Origin of the sequence: Paenibacillus woosongensis, from assembly GCF_030122845.1 — a bacterium.
Taxonomy (GTDB): Bacteria; Bacillota; Bacilli; order Paenibacillales; family Paenibacillaceae; genus Fontibacillus; species Fontibacillus woosongensis_A.
Genome location: NZ_CP126084.1, coordinates 3,339,212 through 3,359,590 on the forward strand (window position 1 = coordinate 3,339,212; position 20,379 = coordinate 3,359,590).

Here is a 20,379-nt window from a genome sequence, read left to right on the forward strand (position 1 = left end):
ACGGCCTAGGATTCTACGGAAAATAAATAATAATATATCGGCTGGCCGCCGTTGTGTGCCTCCACTTCGACGTCCGGATAAGTCTCATTCATCCAAGCTATCAGTTCGCCAGTCATCTCGGACGAGGCTTCCTCGCCGACGAGAATCGTTACAATCTCATCCCCGCCCTCCAGCATTTTGGAGAGCAGATCCCGGCACGTCTCCAGCAGACCTGCTTCCGTTGCCACGATTTTGGAGTCTGCAATGCCAATATAGTGACCGGCTGTAATTTCCAGTTCATCGAATACCGTATCGCGAACCGCATAGGTCACCTGCCCCGTCTTGACATGGTTTACGGCGTTCATCATGCTGTCGGCGTTCGACTCTACGCTCTCTTCCTCCTGGAACGCGAATGCAGCGGCGATTCCCTGCGGAATGCTCTTGCTTGGAATAACGGTAACCTCGCGCTCGCCTTCCAGAAGATCGCGCGCTTGCTGCGCGGCCAGTACAATATTCGAGTTATTCGGCAGAATGAACACATGCTGGGCGGAAATCGAATGAATCGCCTTCACGAAATCCTCGGTACTCGGATTCATCGTCTGTCCTCCGGCGAGCACGACATCGACGCCAAGGCTGGTGAAAATATCAGAAATGCCTTGCCCTGAAGCAACCGCGATGAAGCCGTAAGGCGCAAGCTCGTCGGCCGGCATCTCCGCGCGCTCTGCCTGGCGCAGGCCCTCTGCCGGGATATCGGCGAACAATTCCGGCATGGGAGCCGCGTCCATTCCCGCCGATAGCAGGTCGCGATGCTGCTCGCGCATGTTCAAAATATGAATTTGCGTAATTTCGCCATAACGCAGGGCCAAATTCAGCACCTCGCCCGGCGCTTTAGAATGCACGTGTACTTTGATTACTTCATCGTCAGCAATGACAATGATGGAATCTCCATTCTTTGACAGCGCTTCCCGGAACTGATCTTCGTTAAATGGCGTATTTCTAGCTTCACCGAGCGTACGATTGATGAAAAATTCCATGTCGTACAAAAACTCGATATCCTCCGTCTCCAATTTGGCTTGGGCGGAAATCGGGGCGTCCGGCGTAATTCGCGGAGCCGCAGAGACCGGTTTTACGGCGGATACAGCTTGTCCCGTTACATGCTCTTCCATCGGTATCGTTCCGTTCGTTAAAACTTGCAAGAATCCTTCATAAATATATACGAGCCCTTGTCCACCGGAATCTACGACACCGACCTGCTTCAAGACGGGCAACAGCTCAGGCGTATGGGCAAGCGCCTCCTTGGCCTTGGCCAGCACCTCCGTCATCAGCTCCGTCACATCCGTCGTCCGTCTGGCATAGAATACGGCATGCTTGGCCGCTTCTTTGGCCACGGTAAGAATCGTGCCTTCCACCGGCTTAACAACGGCCTTGTAGGCGGTATCTACACCGCTCTGCAGCGCAGCGGCGAAATGAATCGTGTTGAGTTCTTCGTAAGCCGCCGCATAGCGGGCAAAACCACGGAATAACTGGGACAAAATAACGCCAGAGTTGCCGCGCGCGCCCATCAGGAGACCCTTGGACAATACGCCCGCCCGGCTGCCTAAGCCTCCGGTACCGTTGTTCTTCAGCTCAGACACGCCTGCCGTCATCGTCAAATTCATGTTCGTCCCGGTGTCTCCATCCGGAACCGGAAACACGTTTAAGGAGTTGACATGCTCGGCATGCTGATGAAGCCTCTCCGCCCCGGCTAACACCATAGCGGTAAAATCTGTTCCATTCAGAGAACGCTTACTCAATGAAAATTCCCCTTCCTAGCTTGATACACGTCGCCTTGAACCGAGATGTTGACATACGCTACTTCGAGTCCAACGACTTCGGTGAGTACATATTTTACTTTTTGTTGTATGTTGTGTGCGACCTCGGAAATTTTCGTGCCATAACTAACTATAATATAAAGATGAATCGACAATTGATTATTCTCCAGGTTCACTTCCACACCACGAGCCAGATTCTCTCGCCCAATCAATTCGGCAAAACCGTCCTTGAACTGCTTGCGGCTTGCCATTCCTACCAATCCATAACATTCCATGGCGGCCGATCCGGCGATCACCGCTACAGCTTCATCGGAAATATGGACCGTCCCATGCTCCGTATGTAGTTCAATAGCCACGCCCGCATCAACTCCTCCCCCAAATTATTATGGACTAATCAACATTGTACTATAAGAAGAAAGAGAAATAAATAAAAGAAGAGCAATGGAGCCAGAAATAAAGTTGCGCCACTGGTTGACGGCTCTTTTTTTACTGTGATATTATAGATAAGTGTTGTTTTAAGAGGTTGGAATTAGGAGGTGTAATGAATGTCTCGCAAATGTTATGTGACAGGCAAGAGCCCAAGCACAGGGAACAATGTATCCCACGCAAACAATCACACGAAGCGTACTTGGGGCGTGAACGTACAAAAAGTCCGTATTCTTGTAGACGGTAAACCGAAACGCGTATACGTTAGCACTCGGGCTTTGAAATCCGGTAAAGTAACCCGCGCGTAGGGTTGTAATAAGCATATAGACAAAAAGCACCTTGTCATTCGAGGTGCTTTTTTAATGCCCGCCGCCTGCTCCGCCGGCCTGGAACGCTGCGTGATCGGCGGGAGCGGGCTCGCGTCTTCCTGCTGGTGCTTAGACGCAAGGTCCCCTCCCTAATTTTTCTGAAATGTGTTCAATACCGCTTTGACGAATCCGCCCAAAAACTTAGGCAGCTTGAATGTGTAAAATTTCATCCTTCACCCTCCCCATCATTCTCATGCCTTCACCTATAGTCTATGTTCCAAGTCTGCCTCCCGTGTATTGAGGACACAAAAAAAAGGCTACATGAGAACCCTGCTCATGTAACCCATTGTATGCGGCACTGCCCATCCCTATACCAACGGACAATACGGTTTCGCTAGAAACGCTCCACGCTGCCGCGGATTTCAGAAATCGCTGCCTCCCGGTCCTCACGCCCGAACACCGCACTGCCCGCAACTAGCACATCTGCCCCGGCCTCTACTACGGTTGGCGCCGTAGCAGCGGTAATCCCGCCGTCAACTTCGATATGCAGGCCCGTTAATCCCAGCTGCTCTCTCCACTCGGCAATTTGCGAAATCTTGCGGACCGTTCCCGGTATGAAGGCTTGCCCGCCGAAGCCCGGATTCACCGTCATGACAAGTATGAGATCAAGATCTTCGATCACTTCGCGAACCGCCAGCGCCGGCGTAGCCGGATTGATGGCGACCCCTGCCTTTACGCCCAGACTCTTGATTTGCTGGATGACGCTGTGCAGGTGCACACAAGCCTCGGCATGAACCGTGATCAGGCTTGCTCCTGCCTTAGCGAACGCTTCGATATAACGCTCCGGATGCTCGATCATGAGGTGCACGTCCAGGAACAGCTTCGTATGAGGCGCCACGGCTTCCAGCACCAGCGGCCCGAACGTCATGTTGGGCACGAAATGGCCGTCCATGACATCGACATGAAGCCAGTCAGCGCCGCTGCGTTCAACCTCGGCGACTTCTTGAGCCAATTTTCCAAAATCCGCGGACAAAATAGACGGTGCTATGCTGATTTTTCGCATGAAGTTAGTACCTCCGTTTTTTATCTTTCATTTCCTCATAGAACTGTACATAATGCTTGTAGCGGCTGGAGACAATTTCGCCTTCCTCCACCGCCGCTCTGACCCGGCACCCCGGCTCATGCAGATGGCTGCAGCCCCGAAATTTGCATTGCTCCGCATATTCGCTGAATTCGATAAAACAGGATGACAGCTCTTCTACGCCCAGCTCCAGGAAGTCCAGCTGGCTGAACCCGGGAGTATCCGCGACATAACCGCCATTATCCAGCTCGATCAACTCCACATGGCGCGTCGTATGACGGCCGCGGCCCAGCTTCAGGCTGATTTCACTTGTTTCTAGCGATAATCCCGGCAGCATGGCGTTCAGCAGAGATGATTTGCCCACGCCCGATTGCCCGGCAAACACGCTGATGTGGCCAGCCAGCCGCGCCTTTACTTCATCCGTCCCGCTTCCCGTCAAGGAGCTAGTAATGATAACCTCATAGCCTACCTTTTCGTATAACTCGCCAACCTGCCTCGTTAAGTTGCGATCCTGTTCATCGCCCTGCTCATCCAGCAGATCTTCCTTCGTCAGGCAAATCAGGGGGCGGAGTCCCGCATGCTCGATATGTACGAGGAACTTGTCCAGCAGCTGCAGGTTCAAATCCGGCTCCTTCACAGAGAACAGCAGAACCGCATGGCTGGCATTGGCGATGGGCGGACGGATCAGCTCCGTATCGCGCGGCAGTATTTCATCTACCGTGCCTTCCCCGTTCTCGGTAGGGGTATATAGAACCTGGTCCCCTACGAGCGGAGTAATCCCCTTTTTCTTGAAAATGCCGCGGCCCCGGCATTGGAGAACATTCTCCTCTGCCGAGGCTAACGGCTTCACATAGTAATATCCGCTTAATGCCTTAACAATCAAACCTTCAGGCATGCTGCCGGCCTCACTTTCATTTTCTTCCTGTCTAATTGTTGCCGTGTTCTTTTTTACCCTTGCCTTTTCCTTTGCCGTTATTGCCCTTATCGCCCTTATTGTTCTTATCCGCTTTAACGGCTTGGGCTACAGCTCCCTGGTCGATGCGTCCCGTTTCCGGGTTTTCGATCTCGCCTTCGTCCCATTCATTGTACGAATTCTCGTCATATTGACTGCCCGGCAGTTGAGGCACAGGTACCGTTCCCTGCTTGGCATCAATGTACGAGACCAGATAAGTGTCAAACAGCTCCCCATCCCGGATGACCGAGACCGCACCGTTCTTGTTCGGGGCTAATACAAGTTCAACGGAGAACGTTTGGGTCGCATTGATCGTTTTGGTTCCCCATTCTCTATTATCCCCCCGTGCGTCCCCGTAGACGATCCGGATTTTGCTGTTCTTGCCTTCCTCCACAGGAGCTGCCGGCACTTCAAAGGTGTATTTGATCGCTTCAGGCGGATAACCTGAGCTTACGGTCAGCACCATTTCGGTTCCCGGCGTAGCCAGGCTGTTCGGCGCAAACGGCCATTGGTCAATGACCTCGCCCGCTTCTCTCTCAAAGCTAGGCTCCGTCTTAATGCCATCCTTGGCCAGCTTCAGCCCCAATTCCTTAATGAGGGCTTCGGCCTCTTCCTGTTTCATTCCTATCAAGTTTTTCATACTAAATTCCTTAGCGCCCTTGCTCACTTTAAGTGTAATGCTTACTGACTCCGGATCATATTCCGTGCCTGCATCGGGGCTTTGACCAATAATTTTGCCAGCCTCTTCCTCGTCGCTGAACTCTTCCGCCTGACTGATCCGGTCCTTATCCACTCCAGCCTGGACGAGCTGGGCTTCCGCTTCCTCGTAAGTCATGCCGCTGAATGACGGCATGTTCTTCAGCGGTTTGGCTATGCTCACGGTTAAATCTATAATTGCGCCTTCTTTGACTATCGTGCCTTCCGGCCTGCTTTGGTCATAGACGATCCCTTCATCGAAGCCTTCCTTGTACTCCCGCTTCACGTCGCCGACCGCCAGTCCCTTGTCCTGCAGCGCCTTCGTTGCGTCCGCTTCGTTCAGATTAAGAACGCTTGGAACCGTGACGTCAGGTACGGTGAAGGTTTTGTTCACGTACCATACGACGCCGGCCATCGCCACAAGCAGCAATACCGTTAGGCTTACCCAGAGCACTGGCTTCGACCAGAAGCTCGTGCCCTTTTTCGCCTCGTCGCGGTCCTCGTCGGCCTGCGACTCCCTGGACAGCTTGGAACCGCCCCGGGCAGCGGAACCGCCCATTTGCGGCCTGATCGCCGGAACGATCCGGGTGCTATCCTCATCGTCGCCGTCATCAAATACAAGCTTCGACTCCATCCGCCGCTCCGGCAGCAGGCAGGTCTCCAAGTCAACCAGCATTTCTTTGGCCGACTGATAGCGTTCGCCCGGATTTTTGCGCATCGACTTGAGAATGATGTTCTCAACGCTTTGCGGAATCATCGGGTTAACCGAACGCGGCTCCTCGAAATGCTCCTGCAAATGCTTCAAGGCAACGCTAATCGGGCTCTCTCCCAGGAACGGAAGGCGCCCCGTCAGCATTTGATACAGCACAATGCCCAGCGAATATAAATCCGATTTCTCCCCGGTAGCGACTCCCTTCGCATGCTCCGGCGAGAAATAATGCACCGACCCTACGACCGAGCCGGTTTGCGTAATCGTCGTAGACGTGACCGCGCGGGCGATCCCAAAATCGGTCACTTTCACCCGGCCATTGCGGCCAATTAATATGTTATGAGGTTTAATATCGCGATGAATGATTTGGTTATGATGAGCATGATCCAGGGCATCGGCGATTTGCGATGCGATGCGGATGGCCTCGTCCACCTGCAGCGGCGCGCGCTCCTTAATGATTTCGTTCAGGTTCTGGCCTTCCACGTACTCCATGACAATATAATGAATATCGTCCTCCTGTCCTACATCATAGACGCTGACCACATTGGGATGCGACAAAGATGCAGCGGACTGCGCTTCCCGCCGAAAACGGCGTATAAATTCCTCGTCGTTCACAAATTGCTGGCGCAGCACCTTGATCGCTACGTTGCGATTGAGGAGAACATCGTGCGCTTTGTAGACGAGCGCCATTCCCCCGCCGCCAATTCGTTCGATAATTTGATAACGACCGCCCAATTCGTGTCCGATCATGAGTTCCACTCCTTTATGCTTGACCCGGCTTCTTCCTGATGCTCAAGCAGGGCAACGGTAATATTATCGTCGCCACCTGCATTCAAGGCAAGCTGAAGCAGGCGATCAGCCCGATCCTGCAAGGAGAGAGCGTCCAATCCCAGCGTAAGGGTCATTTGTTCCTTTGATACATAGTTGCTGAGCCCGTCGCTGCAAAGCAGCAGGATATCCCCGGTTTCCAATATGATATGGTCCAGATCGACCTCCACTTCGGAATCGGTACCCAGCGCCCTCGTCAGCACGTTGCGCCGCGGATGCACGCTGGCTTCCTCTTCACTGATTTGCTTGCTCTTGACAAGCTCATTCACGAGCGAATGATCCTCCGTCAGCAGAATCAGATCGTCCTGCCGAAACTGGTAGGCCCGGCTGTCGCCAATATGGCCGACAACCCCTTCCCGTCCGCTGAGAAGCACGGCGACAACGGTCGTTCCCATGTTATGGTACTCATCATGTTCTGAGGCTTTGCGGAAAACAACTTCATTGGCATGCAGAATCGCTGCTTTCAGCGCCTCAGCGCATGCCTGCACCGACAGTCCCGGAGCCAGTGAGACGATATCCTGAGCTATCGTCTCTACCGCCAGTTTGCTGGCGGTATCTCCGGCCTGATGGCCGCCCATGCCGTCGGCGACAATGCCTAAGGTGTAGCCCTGCTCCAAGCGGGATACCCAGGCGCTGTCCTCATTCACGGGGCGGACGCGTCCCACATCACTTAAATACACCATTTTCATTAAATCAGATCACCTCGCACCAGACTCCATATGCTTCGCCCGCAGCTGACCGCAGGCCGCCGCGATATCGTGTCCTTGCTCACGGCGGATCGTCACATTGATGCCCTTATCCGCCAAAATGCGCTGAAACTGAAAAATATCATTTCTTGAAGTTCTCACATATTTGCGCTCCGGCACATGGTTAACCGGGATCAAATTCACATGACAAAGCATGTCCTTGATGACGCTGGCCAGTTCCTCAGCATGCTCAGGCTGATCATTGACGCCGCCGATCAGCGCGTATTCAAACGTAATTCTGCGTCCCGTCTTCGCGATGTAATAACGCAGCGCCTCCATAACGTCGTCGAAAGGAAAGCGGCGGTTCACCGGCATTAACTTGGAACGAAGCGCATCGTTAGGCGCGTGAATGGATATCGCCAAATTAATTTGCGTATCCTCGTCGGCGAATCGGTAAATGTTAGGAACGATACCGCTCGTCGAGACCGTAATATGCCTTTGCCCGATATTCAAGCCTTTGTCATGGATCATGATTCTAAGGAAGTTCATCGTGGCGTCGTAATTCTCGAATGGCTCCCCGGTGCCCATAATGACGATACTGCTTACACGCTCGCCGCGGTCATCGAGAATTTTCTGAGCCTGTACAACCTGGGCAACGATCTCCCCAGCCGATAAGTTCCGTTTCAGTCCGCCCAGCGTCGAGGCGCAGAACGTACAGCCGACCTTGCAGCCGACCTGTGTCGTTACGCAAATGCTGTTCCCGTAGTTATGCTTCATGATGACCGTCTCGATCGCATGATCATCATGGAGCCCGAACAAGAACTTGACCGTTCCATCCTTCGATTCAAACTTGGTGATTTCATTCAAAGTGACGAAGGCGAATTGCTCATCCAGCTTTTGGCGGAGCGGCTTGGACAGGTTCGTCATTTCCTCAAAAGAGTTTACACGTTTTACATAGAGCCAATCAAAGATTTGCCCTCCGCGAAACGCAGGCTCTCCTTGGGCGACAGCCCATTCCCGTAATTCATCGTAAGTATAATCGTATATAAAAGGTTTCATCTTCACACACCTGTCCTATAGTATATCGTATGCAGTTGCCCACTCATTCTTCCTATTTTAGCACAAATCATTTTTACACTAAAGTGCAGCAAGTTTCAAGCCTTGCTGTCTTTTTCCATATGGAGGAAAAAAGAAAGCCGAGCTTTCCCCGGCGAGCCGGGTCAGGGATCGGCTAAGACTATTGAACTATGAATTAATGCGTGACCATCGAGCGGAAATCATCGCGGCTGGAAAGGCCGGCATGATACAGCACAACGTCCCCGTCCTGCAGACGGTAGGTCACGCCAAACGGATCCTGCACGCTCCGGGCAAAGCCCTCCATCTCATGCCACTGGTTAACCAAAGGACCGTGAATATACTGCAGATGCGGGGCGGTGACTTGCCCTTCGCGCACCGTCTCCATATTGAAATTAACCACGATATAACCATTTTTCAAAAAGATCGGCGACTTGTCCGTAAGCCCTCTGTGCGTTCGCCCGTATTCTGCGACATTCGTCCCAGCCTTCACGGCATACAGGTCGGCTGGCAGGCTGTACTCGCCGTACCATCTCTGCACGGCAGCATTTGCCCGGCCGGGGTCAACCCCTGCGGGGATATTCGTTTTCGGCCCGATAAAAGTACGCACGCCTTCGGGGAGACGCAGCAGGCTCAGGCTCCCTATCGCCGTCCTGCGTTTCGTGGCAAAGTTGATATAGTGACTTACAAACTGCGGGCGCCCGATGTTGGCAATTTGGCCAAAAGAGTATTGATAGTCATATTTATAAAGCGCCGTATCCGTCAGTTCCTCTTCGGACACATTGCGCAGGCGCTCGTTCAGGACAACGTACCGGTTCACCTCGTCGCCGGGCGAGCCTACTTTGACATAGCTTTTTCCGCTTTTGTGATAGTACAGCTCCACGGGCGTGCGCGATCCGTCTTCCGCACTGATAAAGTAGAAACTAGGCGTAATTTTGATTTCATCCTTAATTCCGAACATATTTCCTTTCGTCTTCAGATCGAATTTGAAATGATATCCGGTTTTGATAGCGACGTTCTTATATGCGGGATGACTTCCGGGACGAATCGGCAGAGTGTATATGGACGAGATTCCTCTTGGCGCCCCGTCAATGCCCCCTAACCCGGCCCAGTAGACATTTCCCGTCGGCAGGCTGCTTCCCTTCGCCGTCCGGAACACCGTCTCCCAGTTGTAGTCGGCAATATCGGTAACCCGGAAATCATACACGCGTCCAACGACATCTACCGCCACGGTGTCATAGGCAATATGATGAGTTAAATCCAGGTTGGCATTTCTTTGATGGGTTGCTCCGGCAGGCGCGTTATGCGCTATCGTCCGGAACTCAACGTCATAGAATCCTTCATCTACCCATACCGGGAGAAAAAAGGAAAAGCTCTCCTGCGATTTCTCCACCTCGATCCACGTATTTTTCGGGTGAAATTGCGTCTTGGAGCCGTCGTAGACATCAAACGGAAACCTGACCTGCTTGCTGCCGATGTATTTTAAATAATTGCGGCTGCCGTATCCGAGATAATTCGCATGCTGCCCCGAATTTGGCAGTTCAATCGCAAAAGGCCGGTCCAAAATAACCGCAGAACGCCCTGCTGCCGGCTTGGTTTTCTGATTATGCTCCCGGTCATCTGATACGGCAGGATAAATGACGGCCGGAGTATGTACGGTGACCGGGTTGATGCCATAGATGGGATAACTTCTTTCAGCAGCACCGTTGACCTGGACATAATATACCGTTCCTGCGCTCGGCCGCTTTTCCTGGTTTGTCTTGGACATCGGAATGACGTTTTCCCGACTGTACAAAATATTGTCGCCCGTCATAGCTGCTGTAGGAATTGGAGATGGAGCCTGTCCGCTGCCCGTCGTTTCCGCTCCGCTCATTAGCGTCTCGCTATTGAACGTGAACGTATCATTCCTCACCCGCACGCTAACCGCCGACCTGGCAGCTGCCTCAGGATCGCTGTCAGCACCCACGGTAATGTCGAGAACAGCGGATGGTTCATAACGATGCGTCTGTGTTATCGCAAAATACGGGGTGTTATATCCGCTAGGTGAAATTCTGATGCCGTTTGCCTCGAACGCATAATTCTGCAGGGCAGCCTCTTTCAGGCCATAGACCTCAACTTGTGATACCGTCCAGAAGGAATAGTTCTTATCCACCTGGACTTGTACGGTTGAAGGCTCACCCGGTTGTCCATCTGGAGGCGGGGGCGGCGGCATAACAGTCACATTGACGGTAAACGTGCACTTCCCCGTCATTTCCTGGTAACCGTATTGATGCAAATAGTTCTTTGCCCATACATTACCGTACAAACTTTCCGTTGTCGGTATGCCATCCAGCACATTAAACCGTTCGCTGCCCCGGGCGTCCGCCCGGATGACCGCGCTGACATTCGGGCTGAAGTCTTCGCCCGACATTGTCCTGCCGGGCGAAGGGGTCGTGCAGGTCACACCAGGCTCAAGCGGATCGGGATCCGGGCCCGGAGGCGGAGGCGGCCCATTGCCTACTCGGATCGTCGCTGTCCCTCTCAGCCAATAGGGTCCTTTTTTCCAGTCAGCGGAAATTGTTGTTGTTCCCTCCGAAATCGCGGTAACTTTGCCGTTGCTGTCAACAGTGGCCACTGCTTCGTTACTGGAGGACCACGCCGTCTCCGGCGCTATCGAGACATCAAACCACTTCTCGTTCCAATCCGCCATCGTGTAATCCAGGGTTCGAACCTCAGCCTTCATATTTTTGGTTTCATTGACTTGTAAAACGGCATTTTCCACTACGCGAATTTGCTTTTTTTCTACTACGTATCCGGTGTAGTTAACTGTCATGGGTATAAAATACTCAGCCATATACTTTGGAGCTCCATCGTAACGAGTAGCATACTGGTATTTTAGAGTATGAACTAACGGATAACCCGTAAATACCTTGATACTAGCGGTTATATCACCCTTGTTAAATTGTGGTTTACTTCCAATTGCCTCATAGGAATCCTCTATTAACCAATTCATATCTTCAATTGATAATTCTCTCACATATGATCTTAAAAAAGAATTGCCCAACAAATCTTCCATTGAGTCAGGTGCATAATTTGACATATCTAAAATTTCCTCAGTTTGTTTCTTTAATGGAAGTGCATTTTCCCCTCTGCTATGCGTACCAGTCTCAATCGTTGTATTTCCAAATGTAGCTCTCCAAATATCCGTATCAGTCTGTACCCAAACAACCTTTGGTCTAGCATCCGCTGTTCCTTTAACACCTACCTTCAGAGTTTGCATGTATGACGGCCCATCCGGTATTACTTCAATCCCCGTTGTAGGATAACCATTTGAAAATGCATCAACAATTTTTGAGTGTAGAAATAAAATTAAGATCAGAACCAATATAAGTGAAGATACCAGTCTTCTCTTCATTCTAGTATCATCCCCGTACTACTGTTTATTTTTAATAGAGGCAAAGGAATTATCATCAGTTGTAATTTGAGCATTAGCAGTAGCAGTATCAAGATATCTTTTAACCCATATTGTTATTCCTTGACCTCTATTGTTTCTTTTAAAGAACTCTTTTGCATTAATATTTGGGAGCGTCAAATAACCATAATTGTTAGCAAGCGTTGTATTATTAATTCGGCTTCCTCCTACAATACCTGCACTCACACCATTCATATAGTGCCCTAAATCAAAATCCTCTGTCTTGGGAAAGATCGTTATTTGAATATACGCCCTGTACGTACCAGCCTTATCAATCCGCTCCACATAATCAGTCTCATCCACAAACAACGGCGCATATATGCTGCTGATATCCTTGAAGTCCTCCGTATCCACAACAATATAATGGTGGAGCTTCAAGGTACCGGCGTTATTCTTGAACGTATAGGTTTTATCAACCACATTATTAAACGACGTATTCCCTGTCGTGAAAGGGCTGATCGTCTCAAGGTTGGTTCGTTCCGTACCTACCTGACGCAGCTCTCGAAGCCCCAGAAATTGATCCGCCTGCTTCAGGCTTGCATTCTCATAATTTAGCAAAATGGCAGCTGTCTCTGCGCGGGTTGCCTTCAGATCCATACCAAAAGAGCCGTCCGGATAACCGCTTAACAGCTTCGTACCCAAGGCAACGGCGATATAAGAGGACTTAGATTCAGGTATACCCGGATTAAAATATTCCTTCACCGGAATAACTGTTCTCTTGGTATCCTCCAGAGCTTGCCTGTAGTCCGGGTCAGCCTCAGCCAAACCGGAGGCCATCCATTTCGCAATTTCAAAGCGTGTAATCGGCGTGTTGGGCTTGAAGCCATCGGGATAATCGCTAGGCTGCACAAAACCAAGGGCAATCGCCCGCTTGACCTCTGCCTCGCTCCAGTGCCCGGCTAGATCCGCGAAGCTTGCCGCAGTATTCACGTCCGCCTCGCCCTCCGCCACGCGGGCCAGCAAGGCCGCAAGCTCTGCTCGCGTAACAGTGGCGTTCGGCTGAAATGTCCCATCTGCGTAGCCTTTGAAATACCCTTTGCCTACTGCCGCTTCAATCGCTTTGCCCGCCCAATGGTCTGGTTTTACATCCTTAAAACCCGTGCCTGCAGCCTTAGCGTCCGCAACAAAATGTGCGTTCATTACAAATATCCACCCAGCCAGCAATAAAGCAACCCGTCTTCTCATCGTTACCCACTTCCTTATCGATTATCATTTATCACTTGTCCCTATGTACATTGCACCCCTCCCTCCTATTTCGTGATGACAGGACCAGAGACCTCCTTTCAATTGGATAATTTGATAAATTAAGGAATTTTTCCCCACAAAAAAAGCACAGCTCTTCTACTCGCTTCACGCGAGTCAAGAGATGTGCTTCATCTTCGTTTATTATATAAGAAATTTCCTGGTTCGTAAATCCCATATTTTCCAGGTTTTATTCAAGTTTTGCACGTTTCGTTAACCGTGCGATATAGAAACCGTCCGAATGATAATGCTGCGGCAGGATTTGCAAGCCTATTGCTTCCGGGGTCATCCCATTTTCCCGGTTATCCGCGCCAGACTCCGGGACGAGCCGCTGCCACTCCGGCATCTCTGGAGCAGGTTCGAAGTCGGGATGGCGATCAAGAAACTGTCTCACCATCTCTTCATTCTCCCTTGGTTCAATCGTGCATGTACTGTATACCAGCACCCCGCCCGGCTTGAGAAGAGGACTCACCCGATCAAGTAAGTCACGCTGAATGCTGGTGATCTCGGCGATATCCTCCGGCGTCTTGGCCCATTTCAAATCAGGCTTGCGCCGAATAACGCCTAGTCCAGAACAGGGAGCATCCAGCAAAATACGGTCAAAGCTTTCTGGCGCATAACGCTTGTCAAGCTCCATCGCATCCCCCGCCAAGGCCTGGACATTGCCGAGGCGTAAACGGGAAGCCTGATCGGCGATCAGCTTCACCTTATGCGGGTGAATGTCGTTCGCGAACACTTCGCCCAAGCCGTTCATGCGCTCCGCCATATGGCAGGTCTTGCCCCCCGGAGCTGCGCAGCAGTCCAGCACCTTCATCCCGGCCTCAGGTTTCACGGCCTCGGCCACCAGCATTGAGCTCTCATCCTGGATCGATAATAAACCGTCCTCATACCACTCCGTTAACGCCATATTCCCCCCGCTCAGCACGATAATTCCGTCGGGAGAAACCTTAGAGGCGGCTACCTTCAGTCCCTGCTCTTCCAACTGCTGCATGAGCTGATCCCTGCTGATCCGCGTTTGGTTGACCCTCACACTGACTGGAGGGGACTCATTGTTCGCACGGCAAATAGCCTCGGCGGTCTCTTCGCCGTATTGGTCGACCCATCTTGCCACCAGCCACTCGGGATGCGAATGCTCCAGGGCAATCCGGCGTGCCGGTAGCAGATCCTCTGGCAGCTTCAGCTCCTCCTTGCGTCGCAGCACATTGCGTAGCACCCCGTTGACCATTCCCGATATTCCCTGATGCCCTCTGCGTTTGGCGATATTCACCGCTTCATTGACAGCGGCATGCGGAGGTATCCGGTCTAAATAATAAATTTGGTAGAAGCTCAGCCGCAGCAAGTTGCGTACCCAAGGCTGCAGCTTAGCCACTCCCTTGGCCACGAATTGATCAAGATAATAATCGATCGTATTCTTGCGGGAAATCGTGCCGTATACGAGCTCGGTGGCAAGTCCTGCTTCAGGTCCCGCCAGGCCGGACTTCTGCAGCGCGGAGTTCAGCAGCAGATTGCTGTACGCGCCCTCCTGCTCCACTTCAGTCAGCACATGCAGCGCCGTATCGCGGGCTGAAGCCTTGTGCTGCCAGCGCGGTCCGCCCTTCGCGCCCTGCTGTCCGGCTTTGGACGCGGCGCTTGCATTTCCCCCATGCCTTACCCGCGCTCCGCCGCTCGGGCGGCTTTCCTTGTCCCTGCTCATTCAAGTACCATCCCCGGCTGCATGACGCCGCCGCGAATAAATTCGGAGGCTTCCATCGCTTTTTTACCCGCAGGCTGAACCCGTGTTAACAGGACGGAGCCGTCGCCCGTCTTCACTTCGATGCCCCGCTCCGATAAATGCAGCACCGTGCCTGGAGCTTGTCCTTCCGCTTGTTCACCCGCACCGGAACCCGATTCGGCCTCGGCATCAGCAGGAGCAGGCTTAGCTACAGCCCACACTTTAAACACATCGCCATTCCAGAGCGTATATCCGCCAGAGTACGGCACTAGACCTCTAACCCGGTCATAAATCGCCCGCGACGTCGATGTCCAGTCGATTTTCTCGTCCTCCCGGGACAAGTTAGGGGCATACGTGGACTCCTCGTCGTTCTGTGGAATCCGCTCGGCCCGGCCTTCCAAAATCAGCGGAAGCTGCTTCAGCAGCAGCTCGGCTCCGGCCAGACTCAGCTTCTCGAACATCGTCCCGGCGGTGTCCTCATCTTCGATCGGAACGACCGATTTGGCGATCATGTCCCCGGTATCCAGCCCTTCCGCCATGTACATCAGCGTGATTCCCGTCTCCTTCTCCCCGTTAATGATCGAACGCTGAATCGGCGCGCCGCCCCGGTATTTCGGGAGCAGCGAGCCATGAACGTTCAGGCAACCGTGCTGCGGCAAGTCGAGCACGGCTTTCGGCAAAATCTGACCGTAAGCAGCCGTAACGATAAGATCAGGCTGCAGTGCGGCTAGTTCCTCGATCGCTTCAGGCGATCTCATGCGCTGCGGTTGAAGCACCGGGAGGCCATGCTTCAAGGCTGCCTCCTTTACTGGCGTAGGCATCAATATTTTCTTGCGTCCCTGCGGCCGATCCGGCTGCGTCACGACGCCTACCACGTTATACCCCTCGCGCAGCAGCCCCTCCAGGGAAGGTACAGCGAACTGGGGAGTTCCCATAAACACGATATTCAACTGCGAAGTCACTCCTTCTCTTCACCCTCAGGCGTAATTTCATATACTCTTTCCGCAATGTCCGTATACAACACACCGTTCAAGTGATCGATTTCGTGCTGAAATGCCCGGGCCAGCAGCTCCGTCCCCGTATAGGTTACTTCCTTGCCGTTGCGATCCAGCCCTTTGACCGTAACCTGCATCGCTCGTCTCACATCGCCGCGGTAACCGGGTATGCTCAAGCAGCCCTCGGGTCCGAATTGCTCCCCTTCCGAAGAGACGATTTCCGGGTTGATCAGCTCAATCAGCCCATGCTCATCCCCGACATCGACGACAATCACCCGTTTCAGAATTCCTATTTGCGGGGCAGCCAGCCCGACTCCTTCCGCATCGTACATCGTATCCGCCATGTCCGTTAGGAGCTTCTGCACGTTAGGGGTAATTTTCTTCACTTCTTTGGCTACCTGATGCAGCACTTCATCCGGTTCGTTGACAATAATCCGAATCGCCATACTGGGAACATCCTCCTCTTGCCTCTTCTTAGATTTACCTGTTCTTAACAAAATATATATGCAGCCTTCCGCCCCGATGCCCCGGACGGAACGCGCCTTTTAAGCGGTTAGGCCCGGCCTTACATCAGCATCTGCGGGTCAACATCGATGCTGATTTGCAGTGACGCATCCCGCAGTTGACCCATCATAGCCGCTGAAATCTCGCGAACAAGAGACACCGCATCCAGATCTCCCCGATATTTTACCATACATTGGAACCGGTATCGGTTCTTGATGCGGGGGAGCGGCGAGGCTACAGGCCCGAGAACGTCTAGCGCCTCTGCCGTCCGCCGGTCCAAATCGCCGAACCAGCCGAGACGCTGCGCCTTGCCCCGCAATTCGCTGGCGAAGTTCTCCGCCATCCGCAGCAGTACAGGAAGCTGCTCATGGGAGAGAGTTACGAGGATCAGGCGGCTATAAGGCGGGTAATGCAGCATTTTGCGGTGCTGCAGCTCTTCCCTTACAAAGGAATGATAATCATGCCTGCTGGAATGTATGATCGAATAATGCTCCGGCATATACGTTTGAATATATACTTCGCCCGGCAGCTGATGGCGTCCGGCCCGCCCGGCCACCTGGGTCAGCAGCTGGAACGTTTTTTCCGCCGAACGGAAATCGGGCAAATTCAGCGCCGTATCTGCAGCGATTACGCCAACGAGCGTCACTTCCGGGAAGTCCAGGCCTTTAGCGACCATTTGCGTGCCGAGCAGCACATCGCCTTTCTTCTCCCGAAACGCCTGCAGCAATTTCTCATGCGAGCCCTTCTCGCTCGTCGTATCCACATCCATGCGAATAACCCGGATACCCGGGAATAGCTTGGACAGTTCGCCCTCTACCCTTTGCGTCCCCGTTCCAAAATAGCGGATATGCTCGCTTTGGCACTCTGGGCACTCCGTAGGGGTAGGGGTCGCATAACCGCAATAATGGCATCTTAAGTTGTTGGACTTCTGATGATATGTCAGCGATATGTCGCACTCCGGACATTCCGCCACATAACCGCAGGTCCGGCACATGACGAACGTCGAGTATCCGCGACGGTTAAGGAACAGCACAGTCTGTTCCCCCCGCTCGATCCGCTGGGCGATTCCCTGATGCAGAGCCCGGCTGAACATGGAGCGGTTGCCCTCTCGCAGTTCTTCGCGCATGTCGATGATTTGAACGCCGGGCAGACGGCTGCCCGAGGGGCGCTGCTTCATCTCAAGAATCATTGGAGCGAAATCATCGCTGCTCAGTGATCGCGCGGCATGATAGCTCTCCAGCGAAGGCGTCGCCGAGCCTAGAATGACCGCAGCGCCATGCTGACGAGCCCGTTCTACCGCCACATCCCGCGCATGATATTTCGGCGTTTCCTCCTGCTTGTAGGATGTTTCATGTTCTTCGTCCATGACGATCAGTCCCAGATCAGCAAAAGGAGCGAACACGGCGGAACGTGCTCCGATCGCTACCTGGACGCGGCCCTCGCGGATTTTCCGCCATTCATCATAGCGCTCGCCGGTCGACAGGCGGCTATGCATCACGGCGACCTTGCTGCCGAACCTCCCCTTGAAACGCTCCACCATTTGCGGGGTCAGCGATATTTCCGGAACGAGGACGATCGCCTGCCGGCCCTGCGAAATGCAGCGCTCGATCGTTTGCAAATAGACCTCCGTCTTCCCGCTGCCGGTCACTCCGTGCAGCAGAAACACGCGCTGCCGGCGGGAATCGATCGCCTCGGCAAGATAACGGTAGACGTTCTCTTGCTCGGGCGTGCGTTCCAGCGGCTTCGTGGCCTTGAAACGGCGATCCTGGTATGGATCGCGGAACACCTCTACGTCTGTAATCGTTGCATAGCCTTTATCCGCAAGGCTCTTGACCGTCCCGGCCGTAACACGCAGCGTGGACAGTACTTCCTGCATCGATAAGGGAACGCCCACTTCCAGCAGGAACTGCAGTACCTCCTGCTGGCGGCGCGCCTTTCCTCCAAACGAAGCAAGCGCCTCTTTGGCAGCTTCCCCGCTGACGGCTGCAGCAACGGTTTTTACGGTTTTTTTCCTGATCCGGTCTTTAATCGCCTGGCTCTCGAATAATATCCCTTGTCCAAGCAAGTTCTTAATCACTTCAACTTTATCTGGATAACGGCCGCTTAAATGAGCCATCGTCACCGGGCCAGCCTGGTGGATATAACCGACGATCTCACGTTCAGCGGGACCCAGAAGGGCCTGTGAGTCGAACAGAACCCCCGGTTCTGCTGTCTCCTCCCCTTCATTCGCATGCTCATCGGCGACGTGAATATATCTTTCCGCCTTGCCCTTTAATGCCGAAGGAATCATGGCCTGCAACGCCGAAATCATGCTGCAGGCATATTTGCGGCTCATCCATGCCGCCAGCTCCACCAAATCCGGAGGCAGCGGGGGCAGCAGATCAAGCAGTTCATCAATCGGCTTCATTTTCGAAGAATCCATCTCCAGCTCTTCATGCAGGGAGACGACGAACCCTTGTACGGTCCGGCGGCCAAAAGGCACCCCGACCCGGCTCCCCACTTCAATCCAACTGCTCATGGACTCAGGAATCAAATAATCAAAAGGCCGGTCGGTTTCCCGGCTCGGCACATCGACAATTACTTTAGCCATTCTGTACATTACTTCGACTCTCCCGTCAAACGCGCCGCGGCCAGCTCCATAATCCTGAGCCCGATTTCCTCCTTGGACGCCTGCGGAATCGTCTCTACCAGTCCATTGGCATCGAATACATGCACAATATTTGTATCGGTGCCAAAGCCCGCACCCTCGGCAGTTACATCGTTAGCTATAATAAGATCACAGTTTTTACGCCGCAGCTTGTCCATCGCATGCTCCTCAAGACGATCCGTCTCGGCGGCAAATCCGATGACAAATTGCGACCGTTTGCTCCGCCCCAATGTCTCCAGAATGTCGATGTTCTTGACGAGCTCCAATGTCATGGAATCCCCAGACTTCTTGATCTTGCGGTCGGCAGCCTGTTTAGGACGGTAATCCGCAACGGCAGCCGCTTTGACGAGAATATCGGTATCCGCCCACAGCGTGTTGACCGCTTCATACATATCCTGGGCAGACTCGACGCGAACGAGAGACAATCCCTCCCGGTGAAGCGGCGGGGATACGTCCGGCCGGCCCGCGACAATCGTTACTTCCGCCCCCAGATCCAAGGCTGCCTTCGCGATCGCAAATCCCATCTTGCCAGACGAATCGTTCGTAATATAACGTACGGGGTCCAGCCGCTCCACCGTCCCGCCCGCGGTAACAATGACCTTTTTGCCCGCCAGCGGCCGCTGAGCCACACGCTCCTGGCGGGTAAAATAAGCCTCGACCGCAGCAATAATATTTTCCGGCTCCTCCATCCGGCCTTTTCCTGTATAACCGCAGGCTAGCAGACCACTTCCTGGTTCCACCATCATTACTCCGCGAGCGGTAAGCTCCGCTAAATTACGGGTCACTGCCGGATGGGTATACATATGGACGTTCATCGCCGGAGCCAGCATGATGGGAGCCTCTGTCGCAAGCAATGTAGTGGATAACATATCATCCGCCAGCCCTACGGTCATTTTGGCGATGATATTTGCGGTAGCCGGCGCGATCAGCACCAGATCAGCCCAATCCGCAAGGTCGATGTGCGCGATGACCTGCGGGTTCTTCTCATCAAACGTATCCGTGTAGACAGGGTGCTTGGACAGCGCCTGCAGCGTCAGCTCCGAAATGAACTTCGTCGCCGATTCCGTCATAATGACGCGGACCTCTGCGCCTTGCTGCACGAGCTTGCTGCAGAGCGATGCCGCCTTGAAGGCAGCGATGCCGCCGGTAACCCCCAGCAGTATTTTTTTGCCGGTTAACATCGGTGATCCCCTCTCTTTCCGCCCCTAATCCTTACAGAAAAAAACAACAACCTCGCGGTTGTCGTGAAAAAAACACTAAAAGTGTCTAATAGCAGCCC

Annotated in this window: 16 protein-coding genes; 1 reads left to right on the plus strand and 15 read right to left on the minus strand. The window is 53.1% G+C overall.

Annotated features, from left to right (window positions below; translation table 11 throughout):
- Positions 1-5: 5 nt before the first annotated feature.
- Together QNH46_RS15390 and QNH46_RS15395 are read right to left on the minus strand one after the other, a co-directional pair.
- Entirely contained in the window at positions 6-1,772 is a 1,767-nt protein-coding gene (locus tag QNH46_RS15390; protein ID WP_283925080.1) for a DAK2 domain-containing protein, read from the minus strand.
- Positions 1,769-2,146: an Asp23/Gls24 family envelope stress response protein gene (locus QNH46_RS15395; protein WP_283925081.1), complete on the minus strand. Its 378-nt coding sequence runs from the start codon at positions 2,144-2,146 to the stop codon at positions 1,769-1,771. Before QNH46_RS15395 ends, QNH46_RS15390 begins: the two co-directional genes overlap by 4 nt.
- A gap of 189 nt (positions 2,147-2,335) precedes the next feature.
- On the opposite strand from QNH46_RS15395, the gene rpmB reads away from it, so the two are divergent.
- Positions 2,336-2,524: a 50S ribosomal protein L28 gene (gene rpmB, locus QNH46_RS15400; RefSeq protein WP_019639081.1), complete on the plus strand. Its 189-nt coding sequence runs from the start codon at positions 2,336-2,338 to the stop codon at positions 2,522-2,524.
- A 149-nt stretch (positions 2,525-2,673) separates the two neighbouring features.
- Here the strand turns inward: rpmB and spoVM are convergent, their stop codons facing one another.
- From spoVM to coaBC, 13 genes are all read right to left on the minus strand, one after another.
- Entirely contained in the window at positions 2,674-2,754 is an 81-nt protein-coding gene (gene spoVM / locus QNH46_RS15405) for a stage V sporulation protein SpoVM (RefSeq protein WP_055107596.1), read from the minus strand.
- Between the two features lie 164 nt (positions 2,755-2,918).
- On the minus strand, positions 2,919-3,587 hold the full coding sequence (gene rpe, locus QNH46_RS15410) for a ribulose-phosphate 3-epimerase (RefSeq protein WP_283925082.1): 669 nt from the start codon (positions 3,585-3,587) through the stop codon (positions 2,919-2,921).
- 4 nt (positions 3,588-3,591) lie between these two features.
- Entirely contained in the window at positions 3,592-4,500 is a 909-nt protein-coding gene (gene rsgA / locus QNH46_RS15415; protein WP_283925083.1) for a ribosome small subunit-dependent GTPase A, read from the minus strand.
- A 31-nt stretch (positions 4,501-4,531) separates the two neighbouring features.
- Entirely contained in the window at positions 4,532-6,712 is a 2,181-nt protein-coding gene (gene pknB, locus QNH46_RS15420) for a Stk1 family PASTA domain-containing Ser/Thr kinase (RefSeq protein WP_283925084.1), read from the minus strand.
- Positions 6,709-7,479, minus strand: a complete 771-nt coding sequence (locus tag QNH46_RS15425) for a Stp1/IreP family PP2C-type Ser/Thr phosphatase (protein WP_283925085.1) — start codon at positions 7,477-7,479, stop codon at positions 6,709-6,711. Before QNH46_RS15425 ends, pknB begins: the two co-directional genes overlap by 4 nt.
- 9 nt (positions 7,480-7,488) lie before the next feature.
- Positions 7,489-8,535, minus strand: a complete 1,047-nt coding sequence (gene rlmN, locus QNH46_RS15430) for a dual-specificity RNA methyltransferase RlmN (RefSeq protein ID WP_155610272.1) — start codon at positions 8,533-8,535, stop codon at positions 7,489-7,491.
- A gap of 193 nt (positions 8,536-8,728) precedes the next feature.
- Positions 8,729-11,362 carry a DUF5704 domain-containing protein gene (locus QNH46_RS15435; protein WP_283925086.1) on the minus strand — a complete coding sequence of 878 codons (2,634 nt, stop codon included), beginning with the start codon at positions 11,360-11,362 and terminating at the stop codon, positions 8,729-8,731.
- Between the two features lie 600 nt (positions 11,363-11,962).
- The gene (locus QNH46_RS15440) at positions 11,963-13,141 is read right to left on the minus strand and encodes an S-layer homology domain-containing protein (RefSeq protein ID WP_283925087.1); all 1,179 of its coding nucleotides are present in this window, start codon (positions 13,139-13,141) and stop codon (positions 11,963-11,965) included.
- A 292-nt stretch (positions 13,142-13,433) separates the two neighbouring features.
- The gene (rsmB, locus tag QNH46_RS15445; RefSeq protein WP_283925088.1) at positions 13,434-14,936 is read right to left on the minus strand and encodes a 16S rRNA (cytosine(967)-C(5))-methyltransferase RsmB; all 1,503 of its coding nucleotides are present in this window, start codon (positions 14,934-14,936) and stop codon (positions 13,434-13,436) included.
- Complete coding sequence (gene fmt / locus QNH46_RS15450; protein WP_283925089.1) at positions 14,933-15,904, minus strand: methionyl-tRNA formyltransferase; 972 nt, start codon at positions 15,902-15,904, stop codon at positions 14,933-14,935. Before fmt ends, rsmB begins: the two co-directional genes overlap by 4 nt.
- Positions 15,905-15,912: 8 nt before the next feature.
- Positions 15,913-16,395: a peptide deformylase gene (def, locus tag QNH46_RS15455; protein WP_155610277.1), complete on the minus strand. Its 483-nt coding sequence runs from the start codon at positions 16,393-16,395 to the stop codon at positions 15,913-15,915.
- A gap of 119 nt (positions 16,396-16,514) precedes the next feature.
- Complete coding sequence (gene priA / locus QNH46_RS15460) at positions 16,515-19,052, minus strand: primosomal protein N' (RefSeq protein WP_283925090.1); 2,538 nt, start codon at positions 19,050-19,052, stop codon at positions 16,515-16,517.
- Positions 19,052-20,281 (minus strand): bifunctional phosphopantothenoylcysteine decarboxylase/phosphopantothenate--cysteine ligase CoaBC, encoded by a 1,230-nt coding sequence (coaBC, locus tag QNH46_RS15465; RefSeq protein WP_283925091.1) that lies wholly within the window; start codon positions 20,279-20,281, stop codon positions 19,052-19,054. The genes priA and coaBC overlap by 1 nt, the downstream gene beginning before the upstream one ends.
- Positions 20,282-20,379: the final 98 nt, after the last annotated feature.